Source organism: Methylomonas sp. 11b, assembly GCF_000515215.1.
Lineage (GTDB): Bacteria > Pseudomonadota > Gammaproteobacteria > Methylococcales > Methylomonadaceae > Methylomonas.
Genome location: NZ_KI911557.1, coordinates 4,264,381 through 4,279,122, shown reverse-complemented (window position 1 = coordinate 4,279,122; position 14,742 = coordinate 4,264,381). Strand labels below are relative to the sequence as shown.

Sequence of the window (14,742 nt, the reverse complement as noted above, 5' to 3'; positions counted from 1 at the left end):
TTGGCTAATTGCGTATTTAGTAAGCTTCCAATTTGTCCGATTATGATTCACTAATCGGACGCTGGCTAAATCATCGATCACTGATTTGACATATCAAACGGCGTTGAAAAGTTACCGGAAGCACTTAGGCGCTAAGCTATCACGCGGCACCCGTGCGCAACAAATGACCAACTCCAGAATGGTTTTTCAGCAGCTATACGACAGGAACGAATAACCAAATTTGCTATAATTTGTTATTCGTAGCCACAGCGAAGAACACTAACCATGAACATTTCCCTTAACCCCCATTTTGAAGAACTGGTGAAGGCCAAGGTTGATAGCGGTCTTTATAATTCCGTTAGCGAGGTCGTGCGCGAGGCTTTACGCCTTTTGGAAGAACGCGATCAGTTACGAGCGTTGCGAATGGATGAATTGCGGCGAGAAATTCAAAAAGGGATAGACAGCGGCGATCCCGCCCCTTTGGACATGGACGTCATTAAAGCCAGAGGTCGCCAAAGGCTGGCCGAGCGGAAACAATAAGGATAAAGATAAATGCCGCGTCTGCTCATTAGGCCAGAGGCCGAAAGCGATCTTGATGAAATCTGGTGGTATATCGCCCAAGATAGCCCGAACCAGGCCGACAAGTTTCTTGATCGGATTCAGGAAACACTATTGGCGTTGGCCGACTATCCGAAAATGGGATCCTGCCGAGACGAAATCAAAAACGGGGTGCGCAGTCATTCCGTTGGAAATTACCTGATTTTTTATTTTCCGCTACATGACGGCATTGACATTATCCGCGTGATGAACAAAGCGCGGGATATTGAAAACCTGCTCTAACATCAAAGAATACTATGCCTATTTTTTACGGGTTGACACGGGACAGGGCAGTAGGATGATGCCGAATTTATTTTGATGGCTTTGGCCGGTAGCCTTTTTTACATTTATTGGCTGCCAGTGTGTCTTCCGCGGCTAAAGCTTCCCTTTCGTTGGCAAACCAATCTTTCCTCACCGTACCTGGTGAGCCTACCCTGCCCCACTCCCTAACCAACGACCAATCCCCGAAAACGCCTGGCGTCACAAACATCTGATAAAACCGGTGCAGGTTTTTTTCGGGGTCGTGGCGTTCCAGATGGATGTGGGTCATGTTTTTGCCTCAAATATCAGCTACCAATTTACTCAACCGTTCCTGTCCTGCATGGGTGTATATCTGCGTGGTGGCGATACTTTCGTGACCGAGCAAGGCCTGAATGTCGACGAGTTGCACATCTTTTTCCAGTAAGCGGGTAGCGTAGGTGTGGCGCAGCTTGTGCGGCGTGACTTTCTTATCGATCCCGGCTTTCTCGATCAGCTTCTTTAAATAAGCTCGCACGGCGTGGGCTGTTGGCGGCTTGCCGCCAGGTTTCTTGGCGAATAGGTATTCATCGCCGTCCTTCCCTCCAATCGATAAGGCCAGCACCCGGCCGAAGGCCTCCGGCAACGGGACTTGCCGCTCCTTGTTGCCCTTCCCTATCACGCGAAGGCTTTTGGCCACGCCATCGACCACGCGTACATCGCGGTTTTTCATGCCCAAGGCTTCGCTGATGCGCAAACCGGACTTCTGGATCAGCTCGAACAGCAGTTCGTAGCGCCGGCGTACTTCGAGCAGGCTATCACGGCTGCGGCCAAAGATGTTGTCTGGAATATCGTCGTAATTGCGGGTGGCCTTGATAAAGGCGTTTTGCTCTTCGGTTTCCAGCCAAACCGGAATTCGGCGCGGACGTTTGGGTTTCTCGATCTGGTAGATAGGGTCTTCCTGGACTTTGCTATTACGCTTGGCCCATTTATAAAAGGTAGCCAGGCAGGAAATCTTTCTAGCCACCGCATGGGCCCCTACCCCTTCGCGCGACAAATGCGAAACGAAATGCTCAACATCGGTTGGGCTGCAGTTTTGCCAATCCAGTTTGGCCTCGAGTAACCAGCGCTGCCATATGCCCAAATCCGAGTTGTAGTTGTAGCAAGTGGTGTCGGAGTGGCCTTTGGTGTATTTCAAAAAGCTAAGGAAATCCTTTCGGGTTTGCTCGAAGGAAATTTCGGTGGATTCGCTCATCTTCACTCCTTACCGCGTGTGTAAACCTGGTCGGGATTTTTGGCCTTCGGGGCAGGATACCAGATTTACTAAAATTACTATTTTATAGCATCATACTTAAAATGCAAAAACGTAAACATTAGGCGAATAAACAAAAAATCGTTTATTCATGGGTGTGAAAACACCATGATATGGTATGAAAAACGACTATAATTACTAAAACATTTTTTTTGGTAACTATATGAATGATAAATTAGACTGCCTTTACAAGAAGGCGAAAGACCGGGCGAGGAACACAGAAGGTTTTGGTGAAAGTTTTGCGGGTAAATGCGGCAACATCAGCTTGGGATTGTTACAAGACGCAAGGCGCATTTTTGGCCAAGAAGTTCAGCTTTTTGTTGGTTATGTTGAAATTAAGGGCACAAAGCTATTTCATTTTGAAGACCATCAGCTAAATGAATGGCTTAATGGCAAACCAAAAGAGAAATACAGCGTGCATTGTTGGCTATCGTTACATGAAGAGCCTATTGATTTGACGTTGGCTGAATCAATTTACGAAATGCAACGCCAAAAATTGGTAACAGATTTGATTCCTGAAGGGATAACCTATATCGGTCAAAGTCAAGCTATAAAACATCAGATTACCCACCACAAAAAAATGGAAGGTGATGATGTTCTCAGTCGGATCGGGATGCTTCCTAACACTGTTATCCCCAGAATCTGTGGATAAGGTTGTGACCATTTGGTGACAAACCGCCCTAAACCGCCGTTAGGTAAGAAGAGAACTTAAACTGACTAAGAATTGGCCAGCACTGTAACCCCAATCACATATCTTAAAAGCAAAATTTACCTATTCTGGTTTTTATTATAAATTTAATTGATACCATCTTTTCCGAGGCGCTGAACATGGGTGACTGGTCCGATTATTTCGAAGATTTCCCTGAAGAAAACCCTGCCAACCAAGTTGATGGACATTAGCCTCTCCCTCATCCATACGCGTCAGTTTATGTACACACCTAGATGCTAGGTATCCCTGTTTTTCTCTATCGCTCATCACCCTGAATTGTTCTAAACTGCACAATTCAATGGCAATTCTGCGTTTGTTCTTTAAATTACAAAGCTCTTTGTATTGTTTTTCAAAGCAGTCCGAATTAAATGCCATAGTTTTCTTTGGCTTCAACCTAGATTTGAGTCGATGTTTTGAAGTACTAGAAATTTTGTTCTCTGATTGCGAGACATCTATTTCCGGGTACTTTAGCCATGGAAAACGTACAAGCAATGCCGGTCCAGTAACAACTTCTGGAGTTTGATCTTTCATTATCGTCTCCTTTGAGAATCATTTTTACATAAAGAAATGTTGACCAGAGAGTTATAGTAAATACATCGCTCGGTGTGAATTAGAGAGCGTCATTCCTAAAATCACGCCCAAGCGCCAGAAAATCCTAGATGTTTTTCCGGTAGTCGAGTTTTCCACAAAACTAGACCCTGCCAATAACACACCACCCGTCTTCCAAAAAGACTACGACTATCCTATGTGCTTTAGAGCCTCGGAAGATGAAGATGAAATCGCATTTTCAATAGATGGCAAGGATGAAGTTTTTATGGTGTTTTCTGCTGCGTTGCCAATAAAGGATCAAATTGAAAAAGCCAGGAAATATTTACTTAAGCAACAACAAGATTATGAAGAGCAAGGTAACGAACTACACCACAAAGGCCGGGTACAAACACAGCCTCTAAGAAATTATCTGCGTTATCTGGATGGAAAAGCTAGTGGAGCAACCCAAGCAGAAATAGCGAGTTATGTTCACTCTAATGAAGATAAAAATACGGCCCAACAAAAAGTCAGCAAAGGGCTCAATCAAGCGGAATCTTACAGAGATACGATTACACCAGAAGTTAATGACGGCTTTTGGGATTGGCGAACTAGCAGTACCGACCCTAGGGAGCCAGTCACATACTCGATTTGAACGGCAGCAAATGAGTTATTCTGTGGAAAAAGTCGGTTTTCGGTGAATTTAGGCCAATTTTGCCTACACTCGTATTTTCAACCCATTGTTTTTAAAAGGTAATAATTTTTATAAAAAGTACTGTTTTCACAAAAGAGCTTTTTTCAACACAATCGAGTTATTGCTTTCGTTGATCAGCGCATCCAGCCGCCATTTTTGAAACTATTTGGGGTGAGAACCAATCAATGCCATTATCCCATTCCTAGTCTTAGAGGATCGCACAAATGAGTTTTGCCGCTTTGAGTCAAATATTTTTGTTTCTATTATGGCCTGGGATTTTTCTGGCGATTTTTTACTTTAGCGACAAGGAAAAGTTTAAACAACGGTTGAAGCAGTTTAAATTTAAGGATTGGTAACTCGTAAGGGTGAGCGTATTGCAGTTTCGCCTAATGGGGATTAACGAATTTGCCTAACAAATCGCTCAAACCGGACCCGCTTCCGCTGGGCTCCAGTGGTCGGCTTAGCTCTAGGTAAAACGGCAGTTTAGCCGACTGACGCTATTGGAATTGAAGGAGCAAAACCGACCCTGAGGAGCCACTCGGCCGATAAATCATAATGGCAGCTTATCAACAGCAAGAAGACATCAGAAATTCTTTCCAATTTTGAACTTAAACAGCCAACCAGGAATGGTTCAGTGCTTCCTTCAATAGTCATCTAAATCCCCAGCTATATTACGGCTATGGTGTTTGCTCTTTGGCTTTTGACAATGCTTGTTCTGCTTCAATTCGTTTACGCTGCGCATCTAATAGTGCCGTCTCGGAAGCCAGAATAGCCAGTTGCTTGTCTTGGTCGGAGGATGGTTGTAGCGCTAATTTTGCTTTCTCATAATCCGCTTGGGCTTGAAGCTCGGCAGTGGACGCTTTGATTTCTTCAGCTTTAGAAAGCTTAGGTTTGCTCACCAGCGGGGCTATATCCTTAGTGCCTTGCAGGATAGTTGAGGCAACTTGGTTGAATGTGTCACTGGCTACTTCCGCCCGGCTGGACTTTTCCGTATATTGGAATGAGCTTAAAGTGCCATCGATGGCAAATTCGGCATTCAAAAGGTTGTTCTGGAAAATACCATTATGAAAGGGCAATACGAATGTCTGCCCTAGTTGAGGAATTGATGCACTAGTAATTTCTTGATCATCCATGGCCTTACATTTAGGGGCCAATGTGCCAGGTGCATGTTCAAAATTTTTGCAAACGGAAACCATTAACTTCCCTTTAACTGGAATCCGATAAACAATTCCATTTGTTGATTTTAATTTATTACTTGGTGCTTGCGTGTTTTCACTGACCGAAACCAATTTGGTGTCGACAATCGGTATGAAAACAGAGTGAGTTTTTTTGACATTTGGATCTATCTTGTTAGCAGTTTTGGTTTTATCAAAGATCTTATCAAGAAGCCAATCGTTTATTTTTTCCTTTTCTGGTGTAGAAATAATGTCTTTTTTTTCTAATTCATCGCCAGAATCAGGCCAACTGAGCTTTACCACAGGGCTGGTGATCTTTTCTATTGTTGCGGTTAGCTCTTTTGATTGGTTGCCGAGTTGCACTTGCAACAAAGCCAACTGCTCGGAATGAAAGAATATTTTCTTTTGTATTTCTGGGATTACTTCTTTACCGAGCGATGGGATGACATCAATTATTGCTTTAAGGTGCTTTGTCTCGGTATCAAGCCTGTCCGTCGTTTTTTCTAAACTTGCTTTTTGGGTGTCGTAATCTAATAAATATTTCCTTGCATCTGCGCTACATAGATTATCTATTTTCTCACCCCCAGCGCCAGCGCCAGCAATTACTGCGGCATGGGCGAGGTTTATCAAACCGCCCACGGTATTCACGATGACTTTTCCTGTTTTGTCTTCTGAGATAACTCCAATGGATTTCAGCATCTGACTATTGTCATATTTCTTAATCTGGAAGTCAGAAGTTTTCATCCAGCTTGAAAGGCTGCTATAGTCAATCAGAAAGTGCTTAGATGGGTCATTTTCATATCTTGCCGATGCCGTGACAGTGGTCTGTAAATCGGGCCAGCCTGATTCCGTTGCACATTTTTTAAGTCGAGTGCTGATAGCAATATCAAACTGCGCAAAAGGTAAAGCATAATCAATACCTTCCAAAGGTGTTTTTGAATACTCCATTGGGCTTACCTTTAGATCAGTTGTACAAGCCAACATTATTGATGCCACAAGAGCTAGAAAAAACCATCTAATCAAAGCGTTATAAAAAAACATGACAACTCCATTATGACAGGTAAAATTCGCCAACTGATTATTAAGGATGCACCGGGTAAGCTGAAGCGACAAACTCGCTCCAAGTTTGCAAGGCCATGACATTTTCATTCGCTGTGGCATTTGAGAATGATAAAAATCCTTTTGCGGTGTGCGATATCCATAAACACGATTTTGCACAATCAGGCAAATCAATAATTTTGATTTGATGCAAGCCAGCTATCCATTTGCGTTTTTTTCCCAACACCTGGAGGTAGGCAAGCGCATCATGTAAGGATAGTGCGGCATCGCCTGAGTGAATGAAGGGGGGACGTGTAGCTCCCTTTTTTATATCACAATCTATTAACGCGACGGGTTGGTCATCCAGCATAACCAGCATTCTCCATCCGAATTGCACTGTAGCCAGCTTAGGGCTGGCATTGTTGAGTATTTTTTCATAAATGACATGAAGCAAAGGGAATGGGCCAATTATTTCACAGTCAGCCTTCGACTCATTCATATCGCTAGGAAATATTCCGGCATGTTCTTTACTATATGCAATACAACTCAGAGCATGACTGATTTTCAGAATCAAATCCGTTACCAAATTTGGCGGATGGCTAGAATATGAGAACATATTTATCGACAGATTTTATGCTCAGGATAATGTGAAAGTGACTTTCCATTGTCCATTATTATAATAACTGTCACATAACTGATTGTAACTTGACCGCTGAGTGTTATGCAGTGGATCACCAATGATATATCTCCTATTGCCATCCTGGTCTCTCATCGCCTCAATGCCAACAATAGCTATCGCATGATAGCCTGTGCCATTTGACCATTCAATAAAAGCACAAACTGGACGGCCATTGGACAACTCATGGACCAATTCTTCCTCCTGGAGTGGGGCTTCTTTGCTAGCCGCATTCGGAAATCCGACACTACTGAGTGGAATTATTAAACTCGTATGGTCACCATGCTGGTTGTCATTAGAATCACATGCCGCACTGTTGGAGAGCTTCTCTTCCACAGTAAAATTAAAGTAATTGAAAACCAGATCTTCCTGCGTTTGATAATCGGTCACACCGAAATGTTTTCCCACGCTTAATGCCACTGCAGCCCAACACCAGTGTGCGCGGCATTGCCGTTCGACCGTCAAGATAGCCGGAATCCCGGCCTCTTGACCACCCGTCAGCTTCAGAGAAACGAGCTGTGAATTAAATGATGATAACCTCATAAAAGATATTTTCTGAAAAACACAGAACTAAACCATACCTTATCGACTTTAAGATAACAGCCAATACCAGGAAAAATAAATCGTCAAAAATCATATGGTAATTAACCCATATACCAGTTTATTGTTAACGGATCGGATTCGCTAGCGACCCAAAAACACATCGTTATCTCAGTAACTAAAATGGCTAACTCTTGAGCGACAATCGTATCATTATAATTTGTGTTTGATATCCAGTACTTTTGTACCAGTACGTAAGTAAGAAAAATATTGATGAAAATGCCTTCCACAATGAGCTATCAATCCTCCATCGAATTTGAATGAGATTCTTATAGAAACGCTGCTTGAATAGGTGTCCGATTTTTGTTGATAATTACAGACTAATAGCTACTTGAAGAAGACTTGATGCATGAACTCTGGCTCCACAATGGCAGCCATATTGGTAAAATATGGGGCGCGAAGAGATGTATTAGCACAGCAATTTTTATAAGTAGACATCACAAGGACTGGCTGCGACGCTGCCAAAACTTAGATTGTGGCCAGCGACGTTCGAGAGAGTAATAGTGTGTCCGATTTTCGAGATACTTTGAGAAAGTCTGGCGCTGTAAGTTTTGATATAGCTCTCCAGCACTCTGATGACCTGCTAGCATTTCTAAAATAACTGGGGCGGCGTTTTTCGCCGAATTCATAGCATTCACCAATCCGAGTCCGGTAAGCGGGTCATAGCTTTGGACTGCGTCGCCAATGGCGATCCAGTTTGGCTGCGCCGATACCATTCTTTGCATTGACAGGGCAGAGAACGCTCTTCTTCGTGCAGGAAACAAACTTACACGATTTTTTGTTAAGTTTGTCTCTACTATCAGTTCTTCTAAGTAGGTTGCAGAACACTGTATTCCCTGCGCATATATATCAGGATCAGTCATGAACGCTATCACGAGTTTTGAAGCAGGGAGACGAGCAGAGTAAAACCATCCGTCCCGCACTGCCTCGATCATTGTATAGTCCGATGAGGCTTGACTATTGGGACCTACCTCCAGAAATCCTGCGATTGCTATCAACCTATCATGCGTGATCCGGAAAGGATATGGTAATCGTTTTGAAGGATGACGTCCGGAAGCATCGACCAGCACAGTACACACTAACTCGCCGCCCGTGTTCGTACTAAGTACCCAGCCAGTTGCATTTTTGGATCGTTTCCAGCTATTTAGCGTTGTAGCATGAAAGAACTGTGCCCCTGCTTCAGAGGCTACATCGCGAAATTGCGTATTAAAACGCGATCTATCAATATGCCAACCATCTCCGTGCGGTGAAAAAAGGTAATCTGTGGCCAAAGGTTCTTCACTGCCCCAAACTGATACTATCCCTGGTGAAGGACGGTGACTTTGTTTCTGAAACCACTCTAGCAGATCTGCTTCTGCGAAAATACGTGTTGCTGCCGGAGGTAAGGTTTCACCGATCAGCATTTGGTTAGGGCGTGTATGATCGAACACCGCAACCGAGCATCCTGCACGGGCTAGAAGTAATGCGGCAAAACATCCTGCGGGACCTCCCCCGATGATAGCTGCATCATATCGAATCAGCGATCGATTCACGGACGTGGCAGTTCTTCGAAGCGACCGTCACCCCCTTCAACTACAAAGGCTAGATGGTTCCAACCATCAATCATTTCTTCGACCGACATCGCTACCGAGTTAACATCGCTCACCCGAGCCCACGGTATATATGTATTTGAACCTGGCTTCAAAACGTCAACCGGGCGCTGTGCTGGCCACCAAACAAGATCGTCTGGCCCATTACCAGATTCAACAGCGCAGTCGAGGAAGTCAGACTGCCATGGGAGGGACATCTGACTGGTTAAATCACCCGGATGCACTTGGGTAGGGTCGAGACGAAATGGCTCTATAAATGCGAATAAGTCGCGGGTTTTCCAACTTACCTCGATCCCAGGGAAGAATGCGGCTCCGACACAGGGTTCAAGGGCGGCGCGCGTGAGGCCTGCTGGAGTAATGGGGTCGTCGGGAGATGGCGGAGACCCCGCCTCAGTCTCTCCTTCCGTCCACATCTTCATCATAGTATATTGAATTCGAGTAAGTGTGCCGTTCGAACCGTCTGGATAGTCATCCGACCACATTTTGGGCATGTCGCCGTTGCCAGAACCTGGTTCGCCCGGGTTGGCTGAAGGCGTGGATAGCCTATTGAACACATTTTCCGCTGCAGCAGGTGGGATATTATTGAAAGTGTGGTGAAATCCTAGGGGGCGAAATTGTTGATGGCCTGCTGAATAAACCCAACGCACTTGGGCCGCACGCGTAAGGATTGGTATGATGTCTCTCTCAATCGAGGGTTTGAATTCTGGATTAGCAAACGGACTTGGCATCAAGTTACGATCCACGGCCGCCTGAAGCAAAGTATCGTAAAGTGTCACTATCGGCTGAATGCCTGGTGCGTATTTCGGTGGTGCGACGACTACCCAAGCGCTTACAACAACCGGCTGAGATCCGTCCGGAAGAGTTACTCTGGCGGTTACCAACCCATCAGAGACGTCATCATACCAGCCATCATGGTTGGCAAAATTGGATCCAGGCTCGTGAAGCGAGGATCCCGTCGGTGATTTTGATTCGCCATAACCGCCGAGTATAAGCAATCGTCCGATATCGTCAGTTGTCGCAGTGCCAAGGCTGAGTTGGATGTGGTGGCCGATGAATTGCTGATCAACTGTAAATTCCTTCGCCAAACCTGCAAGCCTGGAAGCCGCAAGATCGCTGAAGTTCTCATTCCTACCACTGACAGAAACTGGTGAAGGTGTCAGCTTGAGTTGGTCGCGATTTTGAAAATCGGCATTGCGTAGCCCGTGAGCTGTATCGTCTTTATCGAATTTACCGAAGAATCGATTCGCAGCAGCTTTGGTATTTGCGAGTTTGACAGTCCATTCAATGCTCTGTGCATTATCGAGCGTGACTTCTTCAACAAGTTTGTTATTTTCGTCAAATGCGAAAAGGCGAAATCGAGCAGCCTGACGCTTGATGAGTCCGAAGGCATCTCGGTAGCCTCCGTTTGGGATAGTCGGTGGTATCGGCTGCTCTGGACCGATGAAATAGCTATCTGGACTCTTACCTAACCGGGCTATACCGATTGGCGGGAAAATCTTAATTGATTCGATCATTGATCAAAACCTCTTTCGATTGTTAACACTAGGTTGCAGCCATCAGCATTCCTGTTCACTCAGGGAATCCGTTTAGCAACCAGTCAATAATATCGTCCTGAATCTGCTGTCCAGAAACTTGCGACCCATCCAACAGAGTAATTGCGTAGCCCTCATCAGTAATCCACGGTCCACCTCTCGGCATCTGTGCCTTGTTGCAAAAGGCCGCGTTGGCTTTCAGCACTAAGAAGAATGAGGAATTAGCTGGATTTTCGTGATCAATTATCGGGATGTCTGCTCCATGGCAATGCACGTTTGGAACAGTGCCGTTAACGAATTGTTCTCGAGACAGATCCTTCCAGAAGCGGTCATGCGGTGCGTCTTCGGTTTTGTTGATTCCTTTATCGGCGATTGCATCGAGATAAGCGATTACTCTGCTGTAGGTGATAGGCATATTGTTAATCTCTGAAAGTTGGCTACGGTTTAGGAGCGTCTATTAAGTATTTGGAGATAATGTGGCTGACATTGATCAGCTTTCCCCCAATTGTGAAGTCTTTATCAATTGGGATGTCCTGAGTGTCATGACAGGCAAAGCAGTTCTTATCGCTCTTCTGGGTAAAGGATTCCATGGCCGTACTAGAGAGGGCGTCTTCGCCAGCGACTATCCCGTCATCCGACGTCTCGGTTAGACCATTCTTAAATGGTTTACTAGGCTTAAATGTTTCGCTCGGTTTGTCAAGCCAGACGGCTCCTACCAAACGGTAATAGCGACGCTTGTCGGCAGTACCGTTTGCAACTTCCGTCTTGAAAAGATCTCCCATCCCCTTATTTACTGCGACGATTTGACCATCAAGTTTGTTTGCTGGTATCACCTTTTTAGTCGCATCATCTTTGCCATTGACCTTCGAGAAAGGATAAAGCCTGTAAATCGATGAGGGTATCTTGTCCGTCTTTCCTATGAATCTTTGGGTTGCTTCGTCGAACGAGGCGATTCGCTCTGCGGGGGATGAAGCCTTATTTCCTCCACCGACTGTTGTGTGCTGATGGAAGAAGAGAAAGTGGTCATCCGCATTTATTTCAGAGGTCTGCAACGGCGGTGGATTACTGTTTGGAATCGGCCCATTTGGTGCACTATCGGGATTTCCGTCTTCATCGGTATGTTCGAAGGTTGACCATATAAATTCGCTATGATTGCCAAGCACAAACACGACGTGAATTGCTACCAATGCTACTCTTACGTCGAGTGGAGGTGAACCCGTATCGATAACCACATCAGGGTCAGCACCGCTAGCCTTTTTCAGGCGTGGCACTTGCGCATCAACGGTGAAATACTTCTCATCGAGCTTGGAGCCAGCGGGAACGACCTTCCAGGCCGATTTGAGTTCTATTGCGCCTGCAGGAAACCCTTTATTTTTATCGAATGACTGTACTGCTGACTTTACTACTTTAGGGTCTGAATTAATTAAATTGTTGTCGCGTAGAAATTTCGTGAACACAAAGGGATCCATGTGAATCGCGTAATAAACTGGATAGCCATCGCGATCAATCAAAATGCCCGCCAGATCTCCAGCCTGCGCCACCCCGGCGTTAATTTGGGCGTGCCCCGGTTGCTTATCCCCCCGAGGAAGCAGCGCAAGCTTGCCAAGTTTCTGTGATGGAAACTTACCCTTCGCGGCCGTACCCAAGGCGCTTTCGATCGTATCAAATTTCGACACAAACGCAGGAAGTCCACCATCTGGATTCGTCGCGTAGAGGAATGTGTTCCAAGCAGCTTGATAAAAGGGGCAATCGTCACCTTCTGGGTGCGACTTCGGTGTCAGTGTAAGGTCGGGCGGTGAGGTGGGATGCAACCAAGCTTTATCTGGAGCGCATTCTTCCTCTGCGTAGCTTCGGTTGGTGGCAAATGGCAAGATAACAGCTAAAAACAAAACGATTTTGCCGCAAAAATGTAATTTTTTCATGATCCTCTGCCTCTTAAGTGAAAGTAACTTTTGGGATATCGTTCCCTGAACTCCATTGCCCATCAATCTGAACCCTGAGATTCAAAGTTTAGTTATTTATTAGTCACCGTAAGCAACTTGGACACTGATTTAATTGCCGTTTTTCCGTCTGTCCCGAGCAGTTCAAGAGTTATGGTGTATTTTGTGCTGGTAATGTCTTCCGGTAAGGTAAATGATTCGTTTATATTCCCGTCTGCGGATGTTTTGTTGGCGGTAATACCAGACCCATTCGTGCCAATCTTCAAGGAAGGGTCGGTTTTAATACGATATGTTCCACCCGGAGCGATCTTTCCCTCCAATTCAAGATTTTCCCCTTGTTTTATGCTCTCGACTTTCAGTTTTAATTCCGGGTTGATTTCAGATGGGCCATTGGGCTGTGAATTGCCGCCGCCATCCGGAGCCGTTGGCGGTTTTTTGACCATGACAAGGCGTTTCAACTTAGCAATTTCGGTATCGTTGCTGTCCTTGGCAGTTAGGGTGATTTTATAGGCGGTGTCAGCTTTTATGTCCGCTGGTGCATTCACCTGTAGATTGATGACGTTGTCAAGAATCTCCCCTTTCTTCTCAATGCCATTGGGTTCTGAACTTACCTCATAAGTATACGGTGGGGTGCCGTGAGTTAGTACACTGACGAGCGTGACGGGGCTACCAGCCTGCACTTCATTTGGGCTGACGATGAAAGTTTCGGAAACAGATCCGGTGGAGCCATGATCCGAACCGTAATGAAACCCGACGATGGTGCCAAGAATGCCGACAAACATCGTCAGTACTTCCTTTGACAACATAAAGCGATCTTTTAAGGAAAGGTTCTCCTTGTCAGAGCCTGTGATTGGATAGAGAACCAAAACCATCGCCATTGCAACGCTGACTATGGATATGGTCGTGGTGATCAGTCCACGGGCAACATCAATATTTTGGATTTTGTCCAAAAAGTCGCCCTTGAGCAAAAAATAAAGACCCAATAAGGCAACCGCACATAACAAGACATAAAAGCCAGAAATTGCCCCTGGTGAGGTTATCTTGTCAAAAAGCGTTGAAAATGAACCGAATTTGATACGCGAATTCAAAGCCTCCATACCGGCCTTTAATTGGCTAAACCTGTTCGCCGCAGCCTCAAATTCCTCCCTAGCTTTTTTCGCTTCTGTCAAAGCGTCAAATTCATTGTCAATGGCGGTTTTCAATTCCTTGTCGGCTGTTTCCTTGGCAGCTTTTGCATCGTCCAAATTAGTGGTGGCTGAGTTCACCAGTTCGTATTGCTTATTGACTTCAGTGTTGGCATTTTCAAAGTCCTTGTTGAGTTGGGCGTCGGCGGGGTTGGCATCAAGTTTTGTCTTTATTTCGTCCCGGTACTTCTGAAGGCGGACCAACTCCTTATTGACCTTATCCAGATTTTCCAATGCTATTTTCAGAGTGTTTTCACTTTCGGTGACTTTCTTAACCAAAGCGACGCTGGCGATTCTGGCTTGTTCTGCGTTTTTGTAAGATTCATCAGCATGCTTTAATTTGGTTTCGGCATCTTCACTCGTGTTGCGTGTTTGCTCGGTGAAAACCGCGACAGAGTTTTCAATCAGTTGCGCCTCTTCAAATTGTTGAATTTTTTGAAGCAAGCTCTCTGAAGTGGTTTTTAAGGGGGGGTTCTCTAATTCAGACTTTCTCAACGCCTCGATTTGTTTAATTGTGTCCTCTATCATAGGGATATGCTCCAGAAGTTGATTTTAGTACCCTTTGAATAACAAACCACGTGACTTACTTCACTACAATTTCCTCCCGGAGTAAAAAAGATCTGTAAGCTTAATGTCTGCAGGAAAATCAAGTGAGTTAGTAATCGGCATTACTTTTCCTAAAAAAGATTCACAACAATTAGAGAATGAATTTTGGATTGCAGAGTCAGTCGAGTTTTAAGTTTGATATGCTTAAAACATCGGCTAGTAAATGAAAATACAGGCCATCGATACTTTGTGTCAACCTTTCAAATGTACTAGTACAAAAGTACTGGATTGAAATTAATTTTCAGACAGCAATTACTAGTTGGCTCGATGAATTTCTAAATTTATAGTGCTTGCATGTTATTTTTTCAGAGAGAGATCAGTTGATCAAAGATGATCTACAAGCAATATG

At 44.9% G+C, this 14,742-nt stretch carries 15 protein-coding genes; 4 read left to right on the top strand and 11 right to left on the bottom strand.

The features are described from left to right. Positions 1 to 264: 264 nt before the first annotated feature. The gene (locus METH11B_RS0120635) at positions 265 to 519 is read left to right on the top strand and encodes a type II toxin-antitoxin system ParD family antitoxin (protein WP_026603649.1); all 255 of its coding nucleotides are present in this window, start codon (positions 265 to 267) and stop codon (positions 517 to 519) included. 12 nt (positions 520 to 531) lie between these two features. Next, a complete protein-coding gene (locus METH11B_RS0120630) occupies positions 532 to 819 on the top strand; it encodes a type II toxin-antitoxin system RelE/ParE family toxin (protein ID WP_026603648.1) in 288 nt (95 codons plus the stop codon). A gap of 67 nt (positions 820 to 886) precedes the next feature. Here the strand turns inward: METH11B_RS0120630 and METH11B_RS0120625 are convergent, their stop codons facing one another. Both METH11B_RS0120625 and METH11B_RS0120620 read right to left on the bottom strand, forming a co-directional pair. Next, complete coding sequence (locus tag METH11B_RS0120625) at positions 887 to 1,126, bottom strand: WGR domain-containing protein (protein ID WP_026603647.1); 240 nt, start codon at positions 1,124 to 1,126, stop codon at positions 887 to 889. Positions 1,127 to 1,135: 9 nt separating this feature from the next. Next, positions 1,136 to 2,068: a tyrosine-type recombinase/integrase gene (locus METH11B_RS0120620; protein WP_026603646.1), complete on the bottom strand. Its 933-nt coding sequence runs from the start codon at positions 2,066 to 2,068 to the stop codon at positions 1,136 to 1,138. 220 nt (positions 2,069 to 2,288) lie between these two features. On the opposite strand from METH11B_RS0120620, the gene METH11B_RS0120615 reads away from it, so the two are divergent. After that, complete coding sequence (locus METH11B_RS0120615; protein WP_026603645.1) at positions 2,289 to 2,777, top strand: hypothetical protein; 489 nt, start codon at positions 2,289 to 2,291, stop codon at positions 2,775 to 2,777. A 135-nt stretch (positions 2,778 to 2,912) separates the two neighbouring features. Here the strand turns inward: METH11B_RS0120615 and METH11B_RS0120610 are convergent, their stop codons facing one another. Beyond that, the gene (locus tag METH11B_RS0120610) at positions 2,913 to 3,365 is read right to left on the bottom strand and encodes a hypothetical protein (protein ID WP_026603644.1); all 453 of its coding nucleotides are present in this window, start codon (positions 3,363 to 3,365) and stop codon (positions 2,913 to 2,915) included. Between the two features lie 214 nt (positions 3,366 to 3,579). Here METH11B_RS0120610 and METH11B_RS0120605 point away from each other — a divergent pair, with 214 nt between their 5' ends. Next, positions 3,580 to 4,014, top strand: a complete 435-nt coding sequence (locus tag METH11B_RS0120605) for a hypothetical protein (RefSeq protein WP_026603643.1) — start codon at positions 3,580 to 3,582, stop codon at positions 4,012 to 4,014. Positions 4,015 to 4,730: 716 nt separating this feature from the next. Here the strand turns inward: METH11B_RS0120605 and METH11B_RS0120595 are convergent. The 8 genes from METH11B_RS0120595 to METH11B_RS0120560 form a co-directional block, all read right to left on the bottom strand. Continuing rightward, on the bottom strand, positions 4,731 to 6,269 hold the full coding sequence (locus METH11B_RS0120595) for a hypothetical protein (RefSeq protein WP_026603642.1): 1,539 nt from the start codon (positions 6,267 to 6,269) through the stop codon (positions 4,731 to 4,733). A gap of 40 nt (positions 6,270 to 6,309) precedes the next feature. Beyond that, positions 6,310 to 6,840 (bottom strand): hypothetical protein, encoded by a 531-nt coding sequence (locus METH11B_RS0120590; protein ID WP_155931161.1) that lies wholly within the window; start codon positions 6,838 to 6,840, stop codon positions 6,310 to 6,312. A gap of 63 nt (positions 6,841 to 6,903) precedes the next feature. After that, positions 6,904 to 7,485, bottom strand: coding sequence for a papain-like cysteine protease family protein (locus tag METH11B_RS0120585; protein ID WP_026603640.1), 582 nt, complete (start codon positions 7,483 to 7,485; stop codon positions 6,904 to 6,906). Between the two features lie 494 nt (positions 7,486 to 7,979). Then, complete coding sequence (locus METH11B_RS28835; RefSeq protein ID WP_081733851.1) at positions 7,980 to 9,074, bottom strand: FAD-dependent monooxygenase; 1,095 nt, start codon at positions 9,072 to 9,074, stop codon at positions 7,980 to 7,982. Further along, entirely contained in the window at positions 9,071 to 10,645 is a 1,575-nt protein-coding gene (locus METH11B_RS0120575; protein ID WP_026603638.1) for a LodA/GoxA family CTQ-dependent oxidase, read from the bottom strand. The genes METH11B_RS28835 and METH11B_RS0120575 overlap by 4 nt, the downstream gene beginning before the upstream one ends. A 55-nt stretch (positions 10,646 to 10,700) precedes the next feature. Beyond that, the gene (locus METH11B_RS0120570; protein WP_026603637.1) at positions 10,701 to 11,078 is read right to left on the bottom strand and encodes a hypothetical protein; all 378 of its coding nucleotides are present in this window, start codon (positions 11,076 to 11,078) and stop codon (positions 10,701 to 10,703) included. A 22-nt stretch (positions 11,079 to 11,100) separates the two neighbouring features. Next, complete coding sequence (locus METH11B_RS0120565) at positions 11,101 to 12,585, bottom strand: hypothetical protein (protein ID WP_155931160.1); 1,485 nt, start codon at positions 12,583 to 12,585, stop codon at positions 11,101 to 11,103. 92 nt (positions 12,586 to 12,677) lie between these two features. Further along, positions 12,678 to 14,315: a hypothetical protein gene (locus METH11B_RS0120560; protein ID WP_026603635.1), complete on the bottom strand. Its 1,638-nt coding sequence runs from the start codon at positions 14,313 to 14,315 to the stop codon at positions 12,678 to 12,680. Positions 14,316 to 14,742 lie beyond the last annotated feature (427 nt).

Coding starts and splice junctions, on each gene's coding strand:
- METH11B_RS0120625 (WP_026603647.1), bottom strand. CDS start 1,126: ATGACCCACATCCATCTGGAACGCCACGACCCCGAAAAAAACCTGCAC.
- METH11B_RS0120560 (WP_026603635.1), bottom strand. CDS start 14,315: ATGATAGAGGACACAATTAAACAAATCGAGGCGTTGAGAAAGTCTGAA.
- METH11B_RS0120635 (WP_026603649.1), top strand. CDS start 265: ATGAACATTTCCCTTAACCCCCATTTTGAAGAACTGGTGAAGGCCAAG.
- METH11B_RS0120565 (WP_155931160.1), bottom strand. CDS start 12,585: ATGAAAAAATTACATTTTTGCGGCAAAATCGTTTTGTTTTTAGCTGTT.
- METH11B_RS0120585 (WP_026603640.1), bottom strand. CDS start 7,485: ATGAGGTTATCATCATTTAATTCACAGCTCGTTTCTCTGAAGCTGACG.
- METH11B_RS0120620 (WP_026603646.1), bottom strand. CDS start 2,068: ATGAGCGAATCCACCGAAATTTCCTTCGAGCAAACCCGAAAGGATTTC.
- METH11B_RS0120595 (WP_026603642.1), bottom strand. CDS start 6,269: ATGTTTTTTTATAACGCTTTGATTAGATGGTTTTTTCTAGCTCTTGTG.
- METH11B_RS0120605 (WP_026603643.1), top strand. CDS start 3,580: ATGTGCTTTAGAGCCTCGGAAGATGAAGATGAAATCGCATTTTCAATA.
- METH11B_RS0120610 (WP_026603644.1), bottom strand. CDS start 3,365: ATGAAAGATCAAACTCCAGAAGTTGTTACTGGACCGGCATTGCTTGTA.
- METH11B_RS0120615 (WP_026603645.1), top strand. CDS start 2,289: ATGAATGATAAATTAGACTGCCTTTACAAGAAGGCGAAAGACCGGGCG.
- METH11B_RS0120570 (WP_026603637.1), bottom strand. CDS start 11,078: ATGCCTATCACCTACAGCAGAGTAATCGCTTATCTCGATGCAATCGCC.
- METH11B_RS0120630 (WP_026603648.1), top strand. CDS start 532: ATGCCGCGTCTGCTCATTAGGCCAGAGGCCGAAAGCGATCTTGATGAA.
- METH11B_RS0120575 (WP_026603638.1), bottom strand. CDS start 10,645: ATGATCGAATCAATTAAGATTTTCCCGCCAATCGGTATAGCCCGGTTA.